Origin of the sequence: Flavobacterium ginsengiterrae (assembly GCF_039539785.1) — a bacterium.
GTDB lineage: Bacteria > Bacteroidota > Bacteroidia > Flavobacteriales > Flavobacteriaceae > Flavobacterium > Flavobacterium ginsengiterrae.
In genome coordinates this window covers 1,605,843-1,627,193 of record NZ_BAABDU010000003.1, presented here as the reverse complement: position 1 = coordinate 1,627,193, position 21,351 = coordinate 1,605,843, and the positions used below count along the sequence as shown (strand labels likewise).

At 33.9% G+C, this 21,351-nt stretch carries 13 protein-coding genes; 8 read left to right on the top strand and 5 right to left on the bottom strand.

Features of this window, described 5'->3' with window-relative positions; translation table 11 throughout:
• Positions 1–112 precede the first annotated feature (112 nt).
• From tamL to ABD859_RS09980, 3 genes are all read right to left on the bottom strand, one after another.
• A complete protein-coding gene (tamL, locus tag ABD859_RS09990; protein WP_345143634.1) occupies positions 113–2,428 on the bottom strand; it encodes a translocation and assembly module lipoprotein TamL in 2,316 nt (771 codons plus the stop codon).
• Positions 2,412–7,523 carry a translocation/assembly module TamB domain-containing protein gene (locus tag ABD859_RS09985; RefSeq protein WP_345143632.1) on the bottom strand — a complete coding sequence of 1,704 codons (5,112 nt, stop codon included), beginning with the start codon at positions 7,521–7,523 and terminating at the stop codon, positions 2,412–2,414. The genes tamL and ABD859_RS09985 overlap by 17 nt, the downstream gene beginning before the upstream one ends.
• Positions 7,524–7,716: 193 nt before the next feature.
• On the bottom strand, positions 7,717–8,673 hold the full coding sequence (locus ABD859_RS09980; RefSeq protein ID WP_345143629.1) for a GSCFA domain-containing protein: 957 nt from the start codon (positions 8,671–8,673) through the stop codon (positions 7,717–7,719).
• Positions 8,674–8,874: 201 nt separating this feature from the next.
• Here ABD859_RS09980 and ABD859_RS09975 point away from each other — a divergent pair, with 201 nt between their 5' ends.
• On the top strand, positions 8,875–10,620 hold the full coding sequence (locus ABD859_RS09975) for an ABC transporter ATP-binding protein (protein ID WP_345143626.1): 1,746 nt from the start codon (positions 8,875–8,877) through the stop codon (positions 10,618–10,620).
• A 102-nt stretch (positions 10,621–10,722) separates the two neighbouring features.
• On the opposite strand, the gene ABD859_RS09970 is transcribed toward ABD859_RS09975, so the two are convergent.
• Both ABD859_RS09970 and alaS read right to left on the bottom strand, forming a co-directional pair.
• Entirely contained in the window at positions 10,723–11,100 is a 378-nt protein-coding gene (locus ABD859_RS09970; RefSeq protein ID WP_345143624.1) for a GxxExxY protein, read from the bottom strand.
• A gap of 106 nt (positions 11,101–11,206) precedes the next feature.
• Positions 11,207–13,843: an alanine--tRNA ligase gene (gene alaS / locus ABD859_RS09965; protein ID WP_345143622.1), complete on the bottom strand. Its 2,637-nt coding sequence runs from the start codon at positions 13,841–13,843 to the stop codon at positions 11,207–11,209.
• Positions 13,844–14,124: 281 nt separating this feature from the next.
• Between alaS and ABD859_RS09960 the strand changes: the two genes are divergently transcribed.
• The 7 genes from ABD859_RS09960 to ABD859_RS09930 all read left to right on the top strand — a co-directional run bounded on the left by ABD859_RS09960 (position 14,125) and on the right by ABD859_RS09930 (position 20,729).
• Entirely contained in the window at positions 14,125–15,102 is a 978-nt protein-coding gene (locus ABD859_RS09960; RefSeq protein WP_345143620.1) for a peptidoglycan DD-metalloendopeptidase family protein, read from the top strand.
• Positions 15,103–15,150: 48 nt separating this feature from the next.
• Positions 15,151–15,483 (top strand): MerR family transcriptional regulator, encoded by a 333-nt coding sequence (locus ABD859_RS09955; RefSeq protein WP_035651884.1) that lies wholly within the window; start codon positions 15,151–15,153, stop codon positions 15,481–15,483.
• Positions 15,484–15,518: 35 nt separating this feature from the next.
• Complete coding sequence (locus ABD859_RS09950; protein WP_345143616.1) at positions 15,519–16,103, top strand: LemA family protein; 585 nt, start codon at positions 15,519–15,521, stop codon at positions 16,101–16,103.
• Positions 16,104–16,135: 32 nt separating this feature from the next.
• Positions 16,136–16,573, top strand: coding sequence for a TPM domain-containing protein (locus ABD859_RS09945; RefSeq protein WP_345143614.1), 438 nt, complete (start codon positions 16,136–16,138; stop codon positions 16,571–16,573).
• 3 nt (positions 16,574–16,576) lie between these two features.
• Entirely contained in the window at positions 16,577–17,392 is an 816-nt protein-coding gene (locus tag ABD859_RS09940; protein ID WP_345143611.1) for a TPM domain-containing protein, read from the top strand.
• A gap of 126 nt (positions 17,393–17,518) precedes the next feature.
• Positions 17,519–17,932 carry an RrF2 family transcriptional regulator gene (locus ABD859_RS09935; protein WP_026730483.1) on the top strand — a complete coding sequence of 138 codons (414 nt, stop codon included), beginning with the start codon at positions 17,519–17,521 and terminating at the stop codon, positions 17,930–17,932.
• A gap of 250 nt (positions 17,933–18,182) precedes the next feature.
• On the top strand, positions 18,183–20,729 hold the full coding sequence (locus ABD859_RS09930; RefSeq protein WP_345143608.1) for a TonB-dependent receptor: 2,547 nt from the start codon (positions 18,183–18,185) through the stop codon (positions 20,727–20,729).
• Positions 20,730–21,351 lie beyond the last annotated feature (622 nt).

Sequence of the window (21,351 nt, the reverse complement as noted above, 5' to 3'; positions counted from 1 at the left end):
GTTATTTTGCCACGAATTGCACGAATTTACACTAATTATTTTGCTCATATTAATTCTAATTTCACAAATTAAAATTCGTGAAATTCGTGGCGAAAAAATCGTGGCAAAAAAACTAAAAAGGATATCCAATCGCGATATTCAAAATCAGATTGTCTTTTCTCCATGAACTATCTCCAAAATTAATTTTATCAATAACCCATCTTTGCCCGTCTGGAAGCGATGGATTTCTAAGCGGAATTGCTAAATCGGTTCTTAATACCAAGAATGATAAATCGAAACGCAGACCAACTCCCGCTCCAACGGCAATTTCTTTCATAAAATCTTTTGAAATCTCTGCTCCAGGTTTGTCGGGATCGGCGTGTAAAAGCCAAATATTCCCTGCATCAAAAAAGACTGCACCTCTCACAATACTAAACAGTTTTGCACGATATTCTGTATTGAATTCCAATTTCAAATCTGCCGATTGATCGGGCGTATAATTGATATTTGTAGATGGCGGAATAACGTAACTTCCCGGCCCTAAAGTTCTGGCTCTAAAAGCACGAATACTATTGGTTCCTCCAACCACAAATTGCTTAGACGTTGGTAATGTTCTTGAGTTGCCGTATGCAAATCCTGCTCCTACAATTAGTCTGCTGGCTAGTTCGCTTTCTTTACCTAATTTTAAATAATGTCTAAAATCAGATTTTATTTTTACATATTGGCTAAATGGTACATCAAAGATTGTTTTCGGATTATTATTATAATCAGCACCTGTAACCAAACCAGTAATATTTCCCGCTAAATCTAATTCTCCATTAAAATAAATGGTGTTTTTTCGGCGTTTCTGCATCGTATTGGTATACGTGTAATTGTATGTCGGGCCAAAAATCAATTGTTTTTCAATTACTCTGCCTAAGGCTGGATCTTCATCAATATCTTGTTGGTATTCCGGAGTTACATGATTTGGACTTACATATGTAATATCAATTACATTTAATTGATGTTCTTTTCGAATGTTTTCTTTCCATAAATAGCCAAACGAAGTATTAAATGAATTCAGTGCATATAATTGCGTTCTTTTCTGATATTCGTAACGCAGCGTTGTTTTTGTTCTCGGCACAAATTCGCTGTTTCCTTCAATATTAAAAGGCGTTATAAATCTTGGCCAAGTCAGACTAACTTCACCTCCAAGTTTATAAATATTTTTTCCTTTGTTTGGTCCACCCAACTGAAAATCGGCTCCTCCAAAAACAGATGCTGTAAACAATTCTGCACCTCTAAAAAAGTTTCGATTGTTCCAATTTAAATTCAATTCAGTTCCCGTATAACTCGCTGAATTGGTTTTCCCTAAAACCTCAACACGAATGAATTTCTTTGGCAGAAGTGTTAAGTAGTAATAAGAATCCAATGCATTTTCGATACTGTCTGAAGGTTTAAATTCGTTTTTAACGAAGCTGAAAGTCCCCAGATTTACAAATCGGTTCAGCGTTAAATTATGATCTTTTCTGTTGTATAAATCGCCTTTTTTAAAGTAAATCGTACGATCAAAAACTCTTGGTTTAAAAGTATCCGCAGTATCAATTATCGTAAAATCTTTGTACTGTACGATATCTCTTTTTCTGTAAACCATTGTATCATTTGACAACGAATAATTCGGATACACAAAAATATTGTTGATTGTATAAGCTCTCAGCGCTTTAGCAGGCGTTTCGTTTTTGATTACGATTTTAATTTTCACTTCATGATCACCTTTACTACTGTCAACCTGCGCCAGAAGATAATCGGGATTAAAGTAGTAATATCCTTTTTCTTTTAATCTCGCATCGATTCGTTCTCTTTCGGCTTTTATCAAATCCAAGTCATAAGGTTTTCCAACTTTCAAAAGACTTCTTCGGCTTGAACGACCAATTATTTTAGACATTTTAAGCGAATCATCAGGAAAAGTCACGCTTTTAATGATGTATTGTTTTCTTGGTGTTACAATATATTCTGCTGTTGCTCTTTTGTTTCGAACAGTAGAATCGGCGCTGACACGGGTTTTAAAATATCCTTTGTTTTCGGTATAATTTCGTAAAACGGAAGAGTTATAATCTAAATCTACTTTACTGAAAAGTACAGGCTCTTCTCCGACTTTATTTCGCAGCCAATATCTAAAACCTTTTTGTTTTTTAGGTTCACCTGCAATGTTATAAAACCACAATTTCGGGCGTAGTCCTAAAATTGATTTGTTCGGTTTTGGACGTAACAAACCTTCCAATTCTGTTTCCAGCGCTTTTCTGTCTTTCTTTTTGATGATCGAATCTTTAACCTTTACAGAACCTCCAACATATAAATAATCGCCTTCTGGAAGATATTTGGTATTACTGCATCCTAAAACAAAAAACAAGGAAAACAGTGCTACACATTTTGTAAAACAGCTTGTTGTATGATTATGTTTTTTGCTCATTTCCTTCAATTTTATTTTCTTCCTGATTTTCCTGCAGTTTCTCCTTTTCCTTCTGTTCTTTCTTTTTCTGCTTTTCTTTTTCTTTACGGATTTTTTCTTCTTTAATAAGTTCTTTTTCAGCTTCAGTACGATGAAAAAGCTCTCTAAATTTATTGTAACTCATCGTAATAATAAAAGCCACACCAGTTTCTACAACCTGACCTTCTACCGCAACCTGATATTGATTTTTTCTATAGGCACGAACCATATAACGTCCGTCTTTTGTGAGTTGATAATCTAAGGCAACGTCACCGGCAATGTTCGTGCTTTCTTCGTTCGCACGTTCTTGCCCTTCAACACCAAAACTACTTCCTACGGTAACTTTCAATCGGTCATCAAGTAATCTTTTAGAAACCGCTACGTTCAAATCGGTACGATTCTCTCTCGATCCCGTTGTGTAATCTTCTGTAGATTCTAAATCAAAATTTACTTCAAAACCTGTAATTAATTCTCCTGCCAGATTATTTAATTGCTGCGAAAGAATTTTACTCACACTCTGTCTTGCCAGCGTTTCTGCACTTGTACCGCCGCTTTCACTCGCAAACGGATTTTCACCCACAAATCGATTCAATAATAAAAGGGCAAAAACCTGTTTGTTTAATTCTGCCGGATCTTGTTCCAGCTGTTTTAATTTGTTTTGCGTCGTTTCTACAACATTTGACGAAACATCATAATTACCATCTGGGAGTTCAATTCCAAACGAAATTTCAGGTTTCATCAATTCACCATTCATTTTTAGCAGCGTATTAAAAGGAAGTTTTTGTTTGTAAGTATTTCTAACTGCCTGATCCATTGTAGACAATTGATTTCCTAATAAATCTATCGGAGCCGCATTTGCTTTATAAATGGCTGTAATATTTACATTTGCCATTGTCGGTTCGCCATTCCAGGTAATATAACTGCCTTTTTGAAGTTCGAATTTTCTTTTAATTCCGTTAAAATTCATTTCGTAAGCACCTTCACTAAACTCATATTTACCTGTCAAAGTCGTTTTACCCGATTGATCGATTCCGCCGACTAATTCTGCTTCTCCTTTTAATTTTAAATAATCGCCATTTCCTTTATCAATAATCAAATTCAGTTCGGCTTCTTTGTCAATTGTAATGGCAACATTGACGTTCATACCTTTTAATTCCGACTGATTCAGCTGATTTTCCATTTCAACTGTTTGTTTCAGATACATATTATCTTCATCCACGAACTCTACAATTCCCTCACGATCTGCAATTGATGGATCGGATTGTGGAAGAACTACAGAAAATTTGGTTTCTTTATTAATTTTAATCGTACCGTCAATAACAGGTGCATCCAGATTTCCTTTGATGTTTAATTTAGTATCTAAAAATAAATCTCCATAGAATAAATCATTATCTGCTGCTTTCGAATTTATCGCTCTAAAGTCGTTTGCCGCAACTAATAAATTGAAATTGTAAGCTTTAAAATCTGGTGTTTTAATATCACCGTCTACAAATAATTCATTGTCATTTTCGTCTAAAAGCGAGAATTTATCAAATGAAATAGTTCCGTTATTAATGGCTATTTTTTCTTGTTTAACTTTAAAATACGAGTTCAATTGCGTTACTCTAAAACCTGCGTCATTAAAATTTAATTCGCCGTTAACCTGAGGCGTTGCTGTACTTCCTGTAACTTTAAAATTCCCTGATAAATAACCGGTTCCTTCTTTGATATTATCCATGCTGAAACCCTGAATACTTTTGATATTGAGTTTATTGATATTTAAATCCAAATCAAAAGTCCCGGCGTCTAATTTATAATCTCCCGTCAGTTTAAGGTCGTTTCCTTCATCGCTTAACGCCACATTTGCAGCAAGTGTATTGGCAGTTTTATTGTCTACTTTTATTTCTAAATCTCCTACTTTGTCGCCTTTAAAAACAAAATCATCAATTTTTAAATCAGATGTGAAAGTTGGACTTGTCATAACGTTCTCAACAACTGCCGAACCGTTTATTAAACCCTGCATTAATTTTTCGTCTTTTTTGACGATGTTCATAATCGTTTCAATGTTGAAGTTTACAAACTCGACTTTTAGCGGTGAATTGTTTTCACTTCCTTCCGATTGTATCTTTAATTGATTCCCGGCATTGTCTAAATAAAACTTATTGATGTAAAGTCTTTTATCTCCAAATTCAATTGCATTTTCAGGATCAATGCTCCATTTATCATAGTTTAAAACGAAAGTATCAGCATCAATTTTAAAGATGTTTTTCGAGTTTTCATGATTCAGATTTCCAGCGATATAATATTGTTGCTTTTCTTTAGCGTCTTTTACTTCAAGTGCATAAATCAGTTTATTATCTGCTACATTTCCTGAAAGACTAGTAAACGGAATTTTAAGCGAACCGCTGTCGATTCCCGCAACTGAAACCAAATATTCTAAAGCATTTTCTTTGGCTTCGATATTTATTTTAGCATCAGAAATAGTGTTTTCTGCATATACAATTCGCGGAATTGTTCCTTTTACGTTCAAAGAATCTGTTTTGTTATCGTAATTTCCTGTAATTGTAAAAGGTTCTAAACCTGTTAATTTTGGTAATAACTTAAATAAAATCGGATCGTTATCTACTTTCAAAGTAAAAGCCAAACGTTGTTCATCTGCTTCTGCGTTTACTTTTGGATTTTGAAGATCAATATATTTTGATAAAGAGTTTTGAATCGAATTCGCCAAAGTCGTCAGTTTGTATTTTCCAACCACTTCTGCTTTTAAAAATTGAGACGAAATTTTGATCGAATTACTGTCTTTATCAGCGAAAGCTAAAACTCGAATAGAATCCAAAACAATCGGTTCTGCATCTTTTAAAATCTGAATATTGGATAGAAATACTTTTCCGTTCAAGAAATCTGGATTACTGTTGGCAATATCGGCGTCTACATTTCCGCGCAGTTTCATTGGACCTGCGTGAAGATTCAGTTTTTCTAAATCGGCAATATCTAAATTCAGTTTTAATTTTACAGACGGATATTTGTCTTTTGTATCGCCGCTTGCCGTTAACTCAAAATTCAGATTTGGATCTTTCATTCCTGATTTTACAGCAAAAGATCCGTTTTCAATATTTCCTTTTAAAGCTAAATCTCTGTACGTATATCGATTAAAAACGGCTTTCTGTACCAAACCATCAATCGCTGCATTTGCCGTTTTAGGGTCTAAGCCTGTTCCTTTAACTTTCGCTTTAAGCGTAATTTTTCCAATCGAATCGTTTTTAATCAATCGGCCTAAATCGAATTCCTGCAAAGAAACTGTGGCGTCGTATTTCTCTTTATTTTTAATACGCTGATCAAAAAGTGCGTCTACTTTTGCATTTCCGAAACTGCTGTTTAAAGCCAGATTCGTATTGAAATTCTGTACCGAACCTTTAAATTTTCCTGTCAAACTAATTTGCGACGGAATTTGAATATTCTTTGGAATTGTTCCCGCCGGGACAAACGAATTAATATCTTTTGAAGTACTTGAAAGCTTTTTGATATCTAAATCGAAATATGATTTTTGCGCATCAGGCAGTCCTTTGATCTTCCCCGAAAGGGAAACTTTTGTAGTTCCGATTCCGCTCATTTCGAATTGCGGAATATTCAAGTCTTTTACTTTTCCGTTTACTCTGGCATTCAAACTTAAAACCGCGTTTGGATCACTTTTAAACGGATTTTGTTTTTGTAAATCAGGCACAAAAAGCAAAATGTCTTTAAAGCCAATTTTAGATTGTTTTAGATTGGCGTCTAAACTCAGATTTCCTAAATCCTTTTTCAAGGCATCCAGCGAAGCATATTTTACAATAATTTTATCCTGAACAAGTGTTTGAGGCGTTCTCAGATATAGATTATCAAGAGAAGCATTTTTTGGTCCGTAAAAGAAATTAGTTTTAAGCGATTGAATATGTAAACCGCTTTTATCGTTTACAGTTAAGGTTTTGATATTTCCCGAAATCGTATCGTTGGAGTAATACAATTTATCGGCTTCAAAGTTGAATTTACTCAAATCCATGTGTGCATAATCGATTCCTTTTGCAACAGGTTTCGACTGCATATCATCAAATTTGAAAGCGATATTTTTTAAATCAACCTGATTTAATTTTACTTTCCAGCCGGCTTGTTTTATGGCTGTAGTGTCGAGGCTTGGCGCTTGGATCTGCTTATCTTTTGCACCCAGACGTAGATTTCCTTTAAGATCTTTAACTTCAAAAGTATCAAAATCCAAAAGCTGTTTTGTAAGATCGATTTCATTTACTGCTAAATTTAAGTTTCCTAATTTTATTCCAGAATCTAATCTGGAATCTTTATTATCATACGCAATATCAATTTTTGAAAGCGCAATTTTGCCTAAGCTGAGTTTAAAATCAGGTCGTTTAGAAACTGTATCAACGGTTTTCACTGAAACTTCCGCGATTTTTTCTACAACATCCTGATCCAGAACTAATTTTAAGCCGTCGAGATTTATATTCGGGATATTAAATTTCATATTATCCAAATCAAATTCTTTGAATTTGGTATCGAAATGTGTCAAATTTACCCGAATATCATTTTTAGCATAATCATCTTTAAAATTGAATTTAATTTTATCGAGATTGACTTTTACCACTGATATTTTAAAAGGTTTGCTGTCCGGATCTTCAACCTTTGGTTCTTTCGATTCGAATGCTTTTATGATGTAATCGAAATTGAAAACGCCGTCTTTGTTTCTTGAAATATTGGCTGTTGTATTTTCTAACGAAACTGAATTGATTTCGAGTTCGCTGCTTACCAATTTAAAAAGATCAACATCGACCTCTAAACGCTTACCTGCCAGTAATGTATCTTTCTTTTGATCTTCAAAATAGAAACCTTCCAGAACTACATCTTTGGGAAATTTTATGAAGATTTTATCGAGAGAAACTTTGGTTTTTATTTTTTTATGAAGAAAAGTTATGGCTTTATCTTTAACGAAATTCTGAACCGACGGAACCTGAATTAAAATAATTACCAATAATAAAAGTGCAACTACAGAAACCGCGCACCAAAGCAATATGCGAAGTGTTTTTTTTAGAAAATAAACGGGTTTCTTATTCATACGCTAATAAAATCAATTAGATTAAAATTGCTTCTGAAAAAAGCATAATTAGACATCTTACAAAAATGTAAATTTTAAGCTTTAACAATTTACATAATTATGAGCAATTATTCTAAAATTATACGATGGAATAGTTAATTTTCTTACTTTTTATTTTTTAAGAGACAGAGATACAAAGAGACAAAGTTTTTTATTAGAATTTTATGTGTGGTTGTTTTTTACCTAAAACATTTATTTTTTGCTGAAGTTTAGCTAAGAATTTTTGATGCTGTTCTGATTCTGGATTAAAACTGCGATGACGAAGGCTTTTTTGGATTTCGTCTACTTCTTTCATTACAGAAAAACTGGTTTCTGAAATATAATTTTCGCTGAAAAGTTTCCAGATGTAATCGATCGCAATTTGATTGGGATGAAGCATGTCTTCATTATAAAAACGATAATCGCGAAGTTCATCCATCATGATTTCGTACGAAGGAAAGTACTCAGTGTTCAGTTTATAGTGTTCAGTTTTTAGAGCAGAATGCAATGCTGTAAATAAATGCGATTTGCTTAATTGATTTTCGACAAAACCGTCTTTAATGTGACGTACGGGAGAAATCGTAAAAATGAAGTTTATATTAGGATTTAATCTCTGAATTAACTCAATTATGTTTTGAATACTCTTGTGAATAACTTCTGCCGATAGTAATTCTTTTGAAAATTGTTTTTGAGGTACTTTGTGGCAGTTAGCAACAATTTCATTACTTTCTAAACTTCTATAAATCCATGAAGTTCCGTATGTAATAATAATGTGAGTTGCTTCTTTTAACTGTTTATAGGTTTCCTGAACGGCTTTATTTAACGATTCTAAAAGTTCCTGGCGATCGGCATTGCTTAAATCTGAATGTACTTCAAAAGAATGCCAGCGTTCGTTATGAAAAAAAACATCTTTTTCCTGAAAGAAATTCTGTTCAGCTATTCTTATAAACAATTTTTCAATTGAAACCGGATTAAAGATTATCCCAAAAGGATTGGTTTCATTTTGAAATTTAAAATAATCGAATTTCGCGGCCATATTTTCTGCAAAACAAGATCCAATGGAAAGTAATTTCGAATTATAATCGATTGGAGTATTACTTTTTTGAATTGGCATTTGGGTTCTGAATTGCATGTTTTCTAATTTAAACAAAGTTAAAAATTCTTATTGACTCTTTCAGTTAATATATTTCAATCAAATTAAATAGTTTCACTTTTAGTGTAATTACTATCTAACAATAATCTTTTAAAAAAATTACACTTTTAATAACAAAAATCCATTTAAGAAACTAAAACAATTGCTTACTTTTGCATCTTCCATTTTTTTAAATACTCTATGAAATTATTATATTCTTATATAATCAAGCATAAAATGCTTTTGCTTTTTGCTTTGATTATGGCCTCTATAAACATTTGTTTCAGTTTATCAGACTCTATTATTACCGGAAAGTTAATGCAGGACTGCGGTGTTGGTCTTCACAAATATGACGGTAACGCAGCCGGTTTTATCAAATCATTATCTTTCTGGCTTGGTCTTTCGCTTGGCGCAGCCATGATTTCCAGAATTACCAAAAACTTTCAGGATTATTTTACCAACGTTGTCATTCAACGAACTGGTGCGCAAATGTATACTGACGGAATTAAAAAATCGCTGGATTTACCTTATGCTGAGTTTGAAGATCAGCGAAGCGGAGAAACGTTAAGCAAACTAACCAAAGTTCGTTCTGATTCTGAAAAATTAATTACACTTTCGATTTCTTTGATTTTTCAAACCATCATCGGATTCATTTTTGTAATTCTTTACGTCGCCCGAATTGATTACCGAATTTCAATTATCTTTTTAATTACGGCGCCAATTATTGCTTTGGTGAGTTCGTATTTAGGTAAAAAAATCAAGGTGGTTTCAAAGAAAATCGTAAATCAAACGAATGCTTTGGCTGGTTCTACAACCGAAAGTTTACGAAATATTGAGCTGGTAAAAAGTCTTGGATTAACGTATCAGGAAGAAAAACGTTTGAACTTAAATACTTTTAAAATTCTTCAATTAGAATTAGAAAAAATCCGTTTTATTAGAAGTTTGAGTTTTATTCAGGGAACAACGGTTCACTTTTTAAGAACCTGCGTAGTTTTTACTTTGTATTATTTCTTGTTTGGCGGAAAAATTATTGTGGGTGATTTGCTTACAATGGTTTTCTTTACTTTCTTCATTTTTGGGCCTTTACAGGAACTTGGAAATTTCATTATTGCATTGAATGAAACCAAAGTATCTATGGAGAATTTTAAAACGTTATTAAGCGCTCCAAAAGAATTTCGCCCAAAAAATCCAAAACATGTTGGCGCTATTCAGTCATTATTGTTTTCTAATGTAAGTTTTCAACATAAAACGGCAAAATTTAAAGCCGTAGAAAATATCAATTTCGAAATCAAACAAGGTCAGACAGTTGCATTTGTGGGTCCGTCTGGTTCTGGAAAAACGACTTTGGTAAAATTACTGGTTGGGTTGTATACACCTGCCGAAGGAGAGGTTCTTTATAATGATATTGATTCTACCGAAATTGATTTGCTGGATCTACGAAAACAATTAGGTTTTGTAACACAGGATGCACAGTTATTCTCTGGTACAATTCGCGAAAACTTATTATTCGTTAAACCAAATGCAACCGACGAAGATTTATACGATGCTTTAAAACGCGCCAGCTGTGATAAACTTTTAAGACGTGCCGAAGACGGTTTAAATACTACAATTGGTGAAGGCGGAATTAAAGTTTCAGGTGGTGAAAAACAGCGTTTGTCTATTGCCCGTGCTATTTTAAGAAATCCGAATTTATTGATTTTTGACGAAGCTACTTCTGCTTTGGATTCTATTACGGAAGAAGAAATCAATGACACTATTAGAAATATTTCAGACAAAAACCGAATTACAGTTTTAATCGCTCACCGTCTATCAACCGTTATGCACGCCGACAGAATATTTGTTCTTGAACAAGGTAAAATTATCGAACAAGGTAAACACGATGATTTGATTGTAGAAAAAGGCTTGTATTACGCAATGTGGAGACAACAGATTGGTGAGCGTAAGTAATTTTTAATGTTTTAAGTTAATCGTTTTCTCTTTGCGCAGAATTAATCTCGCAAAGTCGCAGAGTCGCAAAGTTTTTTTTAAGCTTTGCGACTCTTTGTCTTATTAGAGATTACTTACTACTCTTTTGATACCAAATTTTATTATTGGCACATTAAAATTTATTAGCAAACCTAATTTCATTTTTGTGATTTTAAGATAAGTTAATACTTGTTTTGCGTGGATATCTGTCAGTTGCTCTATTGATTTTATTTCTAAGATTACTTTATTCTCAACTATTAAATCAGCACGAAAGCCAATATCTAAATTTATTTGATCCCAAATTACAGGTAGTACTTTTTGTCTTTCTACACTTAAACCTCTTTTAGTTAATTCGTGAAATAAAATTGCTTCATAAACAGATTCCAATAAACCTGGTCCAAGTTTTACGTGTATTTTATAGCTAACATCAACCACAACAGCCGAAATTTCATTCTCATTCATTATTTATTTTTTAAAGTATAAACTTACAAAATTTAAAACTTAAAAAATAAAAAAACGCAAAGCTTAAAAAAACTTTGCGCCTTTGCGTCTTTGCGAGATTAAAAAATTACTTCACAAAATCAATTGCGTGTGTCAAAGCCTCAGAAATTCCAGAAGCATTTTTACCTTTTCCAGAAGCGAAGAAAGGCTGTCCTCCTCCATTTCCATCAATGTATTTTCCTAACTCTTTAATAACTGCATTTGCGTTCAAACCTTTTTCAGCAGCTAATTCTTTTGTGATATAACAGTGAATATTTGGCAAACCGTCTTCAATAGAAGCTAAGAAAACGAATGCATTTGGTTTAGAACTTCCAATGGCCTGCGCTAATTCTTTAGTCGAAGCCATGCTTAAATCTACTTGTTTTGCAAGGAAATTTACGCCGTTTACTTCTTGGAAATCATTTTCTAAAACCGTTTTTAAAGCGTTTACTTTTTCTTTTAATAACTGCTCAACTTGTTTTTTCAATTTTGCATTATCATCCTGAAGAGAAGCAACCGATTTTAAAACATCCTGCGGATTCTTAAGCGTTTCCTTTATCTCTGCTAAAGTATTTTCCTGATTTACATAGAAATTCTTCACTGCATCACCAGTAATCGCTTCAATACGACGAATTCCCGCTGCAACTGCACCTTCAGAAATAATTTTGAAATGCCAGATATCAGCCGTGTTTTTCACGTGAATACCTCCACATAACTCTTTACTATCTCCAAACTCGATCATACGAACAGTATCACCGTATTTTTCACCAAATAAAGCCATTGCTCCTTTATCTAAAGCTTCTTTGATTGGAATATTTCTGTGTTCAACCAATTGCAATTGCGCTTCAATCTGCGCGTTTACAGAAGCTTCTACTTGTTTAATTTCTTCGTCAGAAACTTTGCTGAAATGAGAAAAGTCAAAACGTAGGTAATTTGGATTTACCAACGATCCTTTTTGCTCAACGTGTGTTCCTAAAATATTTCTCAAAGCCAAATGCATCAAGTGCGTAGCCGAGTGATTTTTAGAAGTTGATGTTCTTAAATCTGTATTAACTTTTGCTACAAAACCTGCTTCAACATTTTCTGGAAGCTGTTTTGCAAAATGCAAAATCAAGTTATTTTCTTTTTTCGTATCGATAATTTCGATTGTTTCATTTGCAGAAACAAGCGTTCCTTTATCTCCAACTTGTCCTCCTCCTTCTGGATAAAATGGCGTGTTGTCTAAAACGATTTGGTATAAAATTCCATCTTTTTTAGAATCAACTTTTCTGATACGCGTAATTTTTACTTCGTTTTCTGTTTTATCATAACCTACGAACGTTTCAACGTTTCCAGGAATTAAAACATTCCAGTCTTCTGTCGAAACTTCAGAAGCTGCACGAGAACGCGCTTTTTGTTTTTGTAATTCAGATTCGAATTCTTCTTCGTTATAAGAGAATCCTTTTTCTTTTAGAATCAAAGCCGTTAAATCTTTTGGGAAACCAAATGTATCATACAATTCAAAAACTTTTGCACCAGAAACCTCTTTTCCAGAAGTTTCAGCAACCACGTTTTCTAACAACTGTAAACCTTGATCAAGTGTTCTTAAGAAAGAAGCTTCTTCTTCACGAATTACATTCGTAACCAATTGCTGCTGTGATTTGATTTCCGGGAAAAATTCTCCCATCTGGTTTGCTAAAACTTCTACCAATTTATTGATAAAAGGTTCTTTTGTACCTAAAAATGTAAATCCGTAACGAATTGCACGACGTAAAATTCTGCGGATTACATAACCAGCACCAGTGTTAGATGGCAACTGTCCGTCTGCAATTGCAAAAGCTACTGCACGCACGTGGTCTACCACAACACGAATTGCAATATTTGTTTTATTTTGTTCTTCGCTGATGTTTTTTACTTCATCAGATGTATATTTCAAGCCTGTAATCTGCTCTACTTTTTCGATAAGCGGCGTGAAAACATCAGTATCATAGTTAGACGTTTTTCCCTGCAAAGCCATACACAAACGCTCAAATCCCATTCCGGTATCAACGTGTTGTGCTGGAAGTTTTTCAAGAGAACCATCTGCTTTACGGTTGAATTCCATAAATACGTTATTCCAGATTTCAACTACCTGCGGATGATCATTATTTACTAAACTCTTTCCTGTAACCAAAGCTTTTTCAGCTTCCGGACGTAAATCCACGTGAATTTCAGAACAAGGCCCGCATGGTCCCTGATCTCCCATTTCCCAGAAATTGTCTTTTTTATTTCCAAGGATAATTCGGTCTTCATCAATTAAAGTTTTCCAGATATCCCAAGCTTCCTGATCAAAAGGAACGTTGTCTTCTTTACTTCCCTCAAAAACAGAAACATAAAGATTTTCTTTAGGAATTTTATAAACTTCTGTCAATAACTGCCAAGCCCAATTGATAGCTTCTTTTTTGAAATAATCACCAAAAGACCAGTTTCCTAACATTTCAAACATTGTATGATGATAGGTATCAAAGCCAACATCTTCAAGATCGTTATGTTTTCCCGAAACACGAAGACATTTTTGCGTATCGGCTATTCTTGGACTTTTTGGAGTTCCGTTCCCTAAGAAAAATTCTTTAAACTGGGCCATTCCCGAGTTGTTGAACATAAGGGTTGGATCGTCTTTAAGCACGATTGGAGCAGATGGAACAATTAAGTGTCCGTTGCTCTTAAAAAAGTCTAAAAATTGTTTACGTACGTCTTGTGATTTCATATTTAAATTAGAAAATGTATCTGTTTACAAATGTGTCAATTTGATAATGTGATAATTAGGAATGATCTCCAATTAATAATGCGTTAATTTTAAAATCGAAAGTTAAAAACTTATGTTTTAAAACAATAAATTCGCTATTTTGCGCATTATATAATTTATATAATTCCCCCAAATTATCAAATTATTTTGTTCTTGTAAAAAAGACTTCGATCAACTGAAACAATTCGTGATTTTGCTCGTCTACTTATTTTACAAGCTGCAAAAATAGCGTATTTTAAAATATGGCGAAAGTAAAATATTATTACGACTCAGAAAATCTGGCTTATACAAAAATAAAAACCAGAAAAAGAATAAAAATTGGTTACGCATTACTGTTTTTAGTGGCTTCGGCATTGTTTGGTTTTTTAGTTTTTGTTCTCTTAATCAACACTCCTTATTTTGAAACTCCAAAAGATCGTTTACAAGCGCGTGAAATTGAAAATCTAAAACTTCAATATGCCATTTTAAACAAAAAATTAGACGAAATTGATGCTGCTGCAGATGCCTTAGAAGAACGAGACAATAATATTTACAGAGTATATTTTAATAAAACCGAAATTCCGGATTCTATTAGAAAAGCTGGTTTTAGAAATTCTGACCGATATAAAGCATTAGAAGGCTATAATAACTCACAACTGGTTTTAAACACAACAAAACGAATTGACAAATTGTCTAAAGAGCTGGCCATACAATCTAAATCATTAGACGAAATATTAAAATTAGCAGGAGCAAAAGAAAGTCTTTTATTAGCCATTCCTGCGATTCAGCCTGTTCAAAATGAGAATTTAAAACGAGTTGCCTCAGGTTTTGGATACAGAATTGATCCTTTCACGAAAGTGCGAAAAATGCATAACGGAATGGATTTTACAGCCAACACAGGCGCTCCGGTTTATGCCACCGGCGACGGAGTTGTGGCAAGAGCTGACAACACGGCTTCTGGCTTTGGAAACCATGTTGTGATCAGGCACGGTTTTGGATATGAGAGTTTATATGCACATTTAAGCAAATACAACTGCAGACCCGGACAACATGTCAAACGCGGCGACGTAATTGGTTATGTAGGAAGCACAGGAAGATCTGAAGGACCACACTGTCATTATGAAGTTCACAAAGACGGAAAAGTGGTAAACCCGCTAAACTTCTATTACGGAAACATTTCGGCGGCAGAATATGTGGCAATTTCACAAATGGCAAACCAGGAAAATCAGTCATTAGATTAATACTACAAAAAGTATTATTTTTGAATAAAATTAGAAACAAAAACAAACATGCATATTGAGCTTTCAAAAGATAAAAGATATTACAGCATTGGCGAAGTTGCCAAAGCCTTTAATGTCAATGCATCATTGATACGTTTTTGGGACAGCGAATTTGATATCCTGAAACCCAAAAAAAACGCCAAAGGCAACAGAATGTTTACGCCGGAAGATATTACCAATCTTCAGCTTATATATCATTTAGTTAAAGAAAGAGGTTTTACGCTGGAAGGAGCCAAAACGCATTTAAAAGAAGGTCAGAAGAAAACGTTAGATAAATTCGAAATTATACGTAAATTAGAGACCATTAAAACACAATTAAACGATATTAAAAACGAATTGTAATTAAAAAATAGAAATAAACTTAAATCAAAACAAATATGAAAAAGTGGTTAATCCCTGTAGGAATTATTGTAGCACTTATTGCTATTATCGCATTTTGGTCAATTGGAATTAAAAATACTGCTTTACAACACAGTCAGGCTGTAAATAAAGAATGGGGTAACGTACAAACAGCTTACCAAAGAAGAAATGACCTTATTGGAAACTTAGTAAATACAGTTAAAGGTGCTGCTGATTTTGAAAAATCTACTTTAACAGCCGTTATCGAAGCTCGTGCAAAAGCGACATCTGTAACTATTGACCCAAGTAATGTAACTCCAGAGCAATTAGCACAATTTAACCAGGCACAAAGCGGCGTAACTTCTTCTTTATCAAGATTATTGGTTTCTGTTGAGCAATATCCAACTTTAAAAGCTAATGAAAACTTCCTGAAATTACAGGACGAATTAGCAAGTACAGAAAATCAGATTTTAACAGCAAGAACTCGTTTTAACGAAGCTGTACAAGTTTACAACGGATATGTTTTAAAGATTCCTAACAACTGGTTCTTGAGCGAATACAAAGAAAAACCATACTTTGAAGCGTCTACAGGTGCAGATAAACCCGTTGAAGTAAAATTCTAAAATCAGCAATTTAAACTCTAAAATCATTTCCCATGTCGAAAGTTGAAGATTTTTTAACCAAAGAAGAAGAACACGAAATTGTTGAAGCTATTCGTATGGCTGAAAAAAACACTTCAGGCGAGATTAGAGTACATATAGAAAAAACATCTTCTAAAGCTCATTACGATAGAGCTTTAGAAGTTTTTCATGAATTACGAATGGATGAAACTAAATTGCAGAACGGCGTTTTATTGTATTTTGCAGTTGAAGACAAAAATTTTGTGATTTGCGGCGACAAAGGAATAAATGACCTTGTGTCTGACGATTTTTGGGATTGTACCAAAGATGTCATGACAAATCATTTTAGAGCAGGGAATTTTAAGCAGGGAATTGTTGACGGTATTCTAAATGCCGGCGAACAGCTTAAAAAATATTTTCCTTCAACTGAAGACGATATAAACGAATTATCTAACGAAATTTCAAAAGGATAAATAATGAAAAATTCCAATATTAAAACCTTAAATTCCAATAGAATTTTTCAGTTTAGCTTTTTATTTATCGCATTTTTTTCCTGCAATATCATATTTGCACAATTTGACATTCCCAAAAAACCGGATTTTCAAACTTCTGTTTATGATTATGCTAATGTTCTAAGTGCTTCTGAAAAAACACAATTAGAAGAAAAATTAATTCGTTATTCTGATTCAACCTCAACTCAAATTGTAGTTATAACCATAGAAAGTCTAAAAGGAGAAGATGTAAGCCAGTTAGCCACAAAATGGGCACAAACTTGGGGATTAGGTCAGGAAAAAGAAGATAATGGTGTCATAATTTTATTGGCTAAAGCCGAAAAAAAAATCGCTATCAATCCGGGCTATGGTTTAGAAGACAGATTGACTGCTGGTATTGGCGGTACAATTATTCGAAATATTATCATTCCAGAATTTAAAGCGGGAAGTTATTATAATGGACTTGATAAAGGTGCCGATGCGCTTTTTGATGTATTTAAAGGAAAATACAAAGGCGAACGCAAGCAGTCTAAAGGAAATGATTTTCCAATATTACCCTTTATTATTATTGTCGTAATTGTTTTAATTTTACTTTCAAGAAATAAAAGAGGCGGAGGAGGAAATTCTGGAAACAGCGGCGGCGGACCAAGCCTGATGGATGTAATTCTTTTAAGCAGTCTTGGCAGAAGCAGTGGCGGTGGTTTTGGAGGTTTCGGAGGCGGATCATCTGGCGGAGGCGGTTTCGGCGGTGGATTTGGCGGAGGCGGATTCTCCGGAGGAGGCTCAAGCGGAAGCTGGTAAACTATTTTTGTTTCAGGTTACTTTTGTTTTAAGTTTCAGGTTAATTTATACAGATTTTAGTTTGTCCTTATTTTAGTTTAAATTTGTCATTAATAATTAACAATTTATAATTCATAACTACTATAGATGTTATCACATAAAGCAAAATACGCCCTTAAGGCCTTACTTTATTTAGCAGAACAAGACGAAAATCACATTTCTAGAACTATAGAAATAGCTGATGGCGCGAACATTCCTAAAAAGTTTTTAGAGCAGATTCTTTTAGATCTAAAACGAGGACGTTTTGTAAGCAGTAAGCAGGGAAAATTTGGCGGCTATTATTTGATAAAATCAAAAAATGACATCACTTTGGCAGAAATCCACCGATTATTTGACGGTGCAATTGCGCTTTTGCCATGCGCTTCTTTAAATTTTTATGAGCCTTGCTCTGATTGTAAGACCGAGTCTGAATGCAGTCTGCGTCACGGTTTAATGCTTATTAGAGACAAAACTTTAAAGGCAATGGAAGGTATCACAATCGCTTCATTAGTAAAAAAATAAAAAAATATTTTCTAATTCCTAGTAAATCGATAGAATTAATATTTATATTTGCACAAAATATATAACTAACCATTTACAAATTTTTAACTCATGAAAGTACATTTTAGGTCATCAGGTGTCAAAAAACTTTTGCAAAACAAACAAACCAAAATTACAGCCGCTGTAAAAAGCAATTCATTTATGATGTGTATATGTTGATTTAAAAAAATTTGATTTTAAATTCTACTAGTCACATATACTTAATATAAAAATGAAAACATCAATACAAAATATCTTTACAATATTATTCTTTTTAACCTTCTCTATCTCATTCGCTCAAAACATTGAAGGTGTAGTTACAACAAGTGAAAACATACCTTTAGAAGCCGTAAACGTGGTAGTTAAAGGAACAACAAACAGCGCTGTTACAGACAACAGCGGTAAATTTGTAATCGATTCTAAAGGAAGATTACCTCTTACGCTTTTAATTCAGTATGTAGGTTATACAACTGCCGAAATTGAAATTGCTGCAATACCTGTAAATCCAATTCAGGTAGCATTAAAAGAAGAAAACGAACTTATTGAAGTAGTCGTTTCTTCAAGAAGAAGAATTGAAAAAGTTCAGGATGTGCCAATTGCTATTTCTGTAATTACAGGAAAACAAGCAGAGCAAACCGGAGCTTTTAACGTAAACCGTATTAAAGAATTAGTGCCTTCTGTTCAGCTTTATTCTTCAAACCCAAGAAATACGGGAATCAACATTAGAAGTTTAGGTTCACCGTTTGGATTAACAAATGATGGAATTGATCCGGGAGTTGGTTTTTATGTTGACGGTGTTTATTATGCACGTCCGGCCGCTACAACTCTTGATTTTATCGATGTAGAACAAATTGAGGTTTTACGTGGTCCGCAAGGTTCTTTATTTGGAAAAAATACAACTTCGGGAGCTTTTAATATTACAACTCGTAAACCAAGTTTTACTTCAGGAGCAGATTTTGAAGTAAGCTACGGAAATTATTCTTTCCTTCAGGCTAAAGCTTCTGTTACTGGCGCTTTAGGCAGTAAAGTTGCAGGTAGATTATCTTTCTCAGGTACATCACGTGACGGTCTGGTTGATAATATTGCAACCGGAAGAGCAACAAATACTCTAAATAATCAAGGAATTAGAGGACAATTACTTTGGACTCCAACTGTAAATACGAATGTTATTTTTGCTGCTGATATTACAACACAGCGCCCTGACGGATATGCTCAGGTAGTTGCTGGTGTTGCTCCAACGCAAAGAGCAGCTTATAGACAATTTGACGCTATTATAGCCGATTTAAATTATAAACTGCCAAGCCAAAATGCTTTTGATCGTAAAATCGATCAGGATACTCCATGGCGTTCAAATCAAGATATGGGAGGTTTTTCTTTAAATGTTGATACAAAAATTGGAGGAGGAACGCTTACTTCTACGACGGCATGGCGTTTTTGGAACTGGGATCCGTCAAATGACAGAGATTTTACAGGATTACAGGTTTTGGCTAAATCTCAAAATCCAACAAGACAAACACAAATTACTCAGGAAGTTCGTTACGCAGGACAGATTACGTCTAAAATAAGCGGTGTTGCAGGAGTATTCTTTATCGATCAAACTTCGCAGACAGACGGAACTGAAGAATCAGGAAATGCACAATGGAGATTCTCTCAAAGTACGACAAGCAACTTATGGAAAACTCCGGGACTTTTTGAAGGATACGGTATTAAAACAGATGCCAGAATCAGAGCTTCGAGTGCTGCTGTATTTGGACAAATTGACTGGGCTGTTACAGATCGTTTACACATTTTACCAGGTTTAAGATATAATTTTGACAAAAAAGATGCACATTATGCACGTACAACATATGGTGGTTTACAAACAACAGATCCGCAGTTATTGGCTTTGAAAAAACTGGTTTACTCAGATCAGGCATTTGACTCAAGTACTGATAATACTGACTTTTCTGGAAATATTACCGTTACTTTTAAAGCTTCAGACAGAATTAATGCTTACGGAACTTTTGCAAAAAGCTACAAACCGGTTGGTGTAAACGTAGCGGGTCTTCCAACAAACTCTGCCGGGCAGCCGTTACTTGATCTTGCTGTAATTAAACCAGAAAAAGTATATCATTATGAGGTTGGAGTAAAAACTTCTCCTTTTAAAAATTCAATTTTCAATCTTGCATTCTTTAAAACTGATATTAAAGATTTCCAAACAAACGTTCAGGCTGCAGAATTAGGTGTAAACCGCGGTTATCTTGCTAATGCTGATAAAGTACGTGTACAAGGTGTAGAATTAGATGCAAGTTTTGTTATCAGTTCACACTTAACCATAAATGGTGCAGCAACTTATACAGACGGGACTTACGTAAAATTTACAAATGCACCGCTTCCGTTAGAAGAAACCGGAGCGCCGGTATCTTTTAAAGATGTTTCCGGAACTAATCTTCCTGGAGCTTCAAGATGGGCAGGATCTTTAGGCGGTGAACTTTCAGATAATGCGAGATTCTTTGGAAACGCAGGTAAAGTTTTCCTTGCTGTTGATTCTTATGCTCGTTCTGAATTTTCTTCAAGCCCTTCTGCTTCAAAATATTTAGTCGTTCAGGGATATGCAATTTTCAATGCTCGTTTAGGTTTCCGCGCATCACAAGGTTTATCTGTTCATTTTTGGGGACGTAACCTTTTAAACAAAGATTATTATGAGCAGTTATTGCCTGCAGGTGGTAACTCTGGACAATATGCTGGTGTTCTTGGCGATCAAAGAACTTACGGAATTACATTGAAATACAACTTATAAAATTAAAACTAAAAACTAATTAACGGGAACGTGTAAGCGTATCCCGTTTTTTTTTCTCAAAGCCTAAAGCAATTATAAATTTGACTTAGGCTTTTTTTACATTCTTCATTCAGCTGGTCAGCAACCTCATAAAATATCTTAGACCTTTTTTAAAACCTTTAAAGACTATTAAAAGAGACTTTAAAGAAAAAATTCTGCGTTTAAGCAAATAACTTTTAGAAAATAATTTAGCATTTGGCAAAAACGGAACCGAAATGTTTGTTATTACTTATTATCAAATAACTAGTTCTAATGTGTTTTTAGAATTTAACATTATTCCCTTAAGCTTATTCTTAAGGGTTTTAATTTTTAAATCCCAAATTGTATTAAATCTTGAATACACAAACAAAAACTTACCCTAAAATGTCATTTTTAAAACTTATAAAGGCAATTTTCAAAAAATCATTTACAGAATTTTGTTCGTTGACTTATCACATCTGATTTACAAACTAATCTTGATACTTTATCAATTTAAAGCTATTTATGATAATACAATAGGCGCAGATGAAAAGCTTGATGTTAAAAAGATATAGTTTAAAACCGAAAAAGATAAAATACTTTTCAATCAATTATCAAACATTAA

Excerpts from the sequence above, each read along its gene's own strand:
- tamL (WP_345143634.1), bottom strand. The coding sequence starts at position 2,428 with ATGAGCAAAAAACATAATCATACAACAAGCTGTTTTACAAAATGTGTA.
- ABD859_RS09985 (WP_345143632.1), bottom strand. The coding sequence starts at position 7,523 with ATGAATAAGAAACCCGTTTATTTTCTAAAAAAAACACTTCGCATATTG.
- ABD859_RS09980 (WP_345143629.1), bottom strand. The coding sequence starts at position 8,673 with ATGCAATTCAGAACCCAAATGCCAATTCAAAAAAGTAATACTCCAATC.
- ABD859_RS09975 (WP_345143626.1), top strand. The coding sequence starts at position 8,875 with ATGAAATTATTATATTCTTATATAATCAAGCATAAAATGCTTTTGCTT.
- ABD859_RS09970 (WP_345143624.1), bottom strand. The coding sequence starts at position 11,100 with ATGAATGAGAATGAAATTTCGGCTGTTGTGGTTGATGTTAGCTATAAA.
- alaS (WP_345143622.1), bottom strand. The coding sequence starts at position 13,843 with ATGAAATCACAAGACGTACGTAAACAATTTTTAGACTTTTTTAAGAGC.
- ABD859_RS09960 (WP_345143620.1), top strand. The coding sequence starts at position 14,125 with ATGGCGAAAGTAAAATATTATTACGACTCAGAAAATCTGGCTTATACA.
- ABD859_RS09955 (WP_035651884.1), top strand. The coding sequence starts at position 15,151 with ATGCATATTGAGCTTTCAAAAGATAAAAGATATTACAGCATTGGCGAA.
- ABD859_RS09950 (WP_345143616.1), top strand. The coding sequence starts at position 15,519 with ATGAAAAAGTGGTTAATCCCTGTAGGAATTATTGTAGCACTTATTGCT.
- ABD859_RS09945 (WP_345143614.1), top strand. The coding sequence starts at position 16,136 with ATGTCGAAAGTTGAAGATTTTTTAACCAAAGAAGAAGAACACGAAATT.
- ABD859_RS09940 (WP_345143611.1), top strand. The coding sequence starts at position 16,577 with ATGAAAAATTCCAATATTAAAACCTTAAATTCCAATAGAATTTTTCAG.
- ABD859_RS09935 (WP_026730483.1), top strand. The coding sequence starts at position 17,519 with ATGTTATCACATAAAGCAAAATACGCCCTTAAGGCCTTACTTTATTTA.
- ABD859_RS09930 (WP_345143608.1), top strand. The coding sequence starts at position 18,183 with ATGAAAACATCAATACAAAATATCTTTACAATATTATTCTTTTTAACC.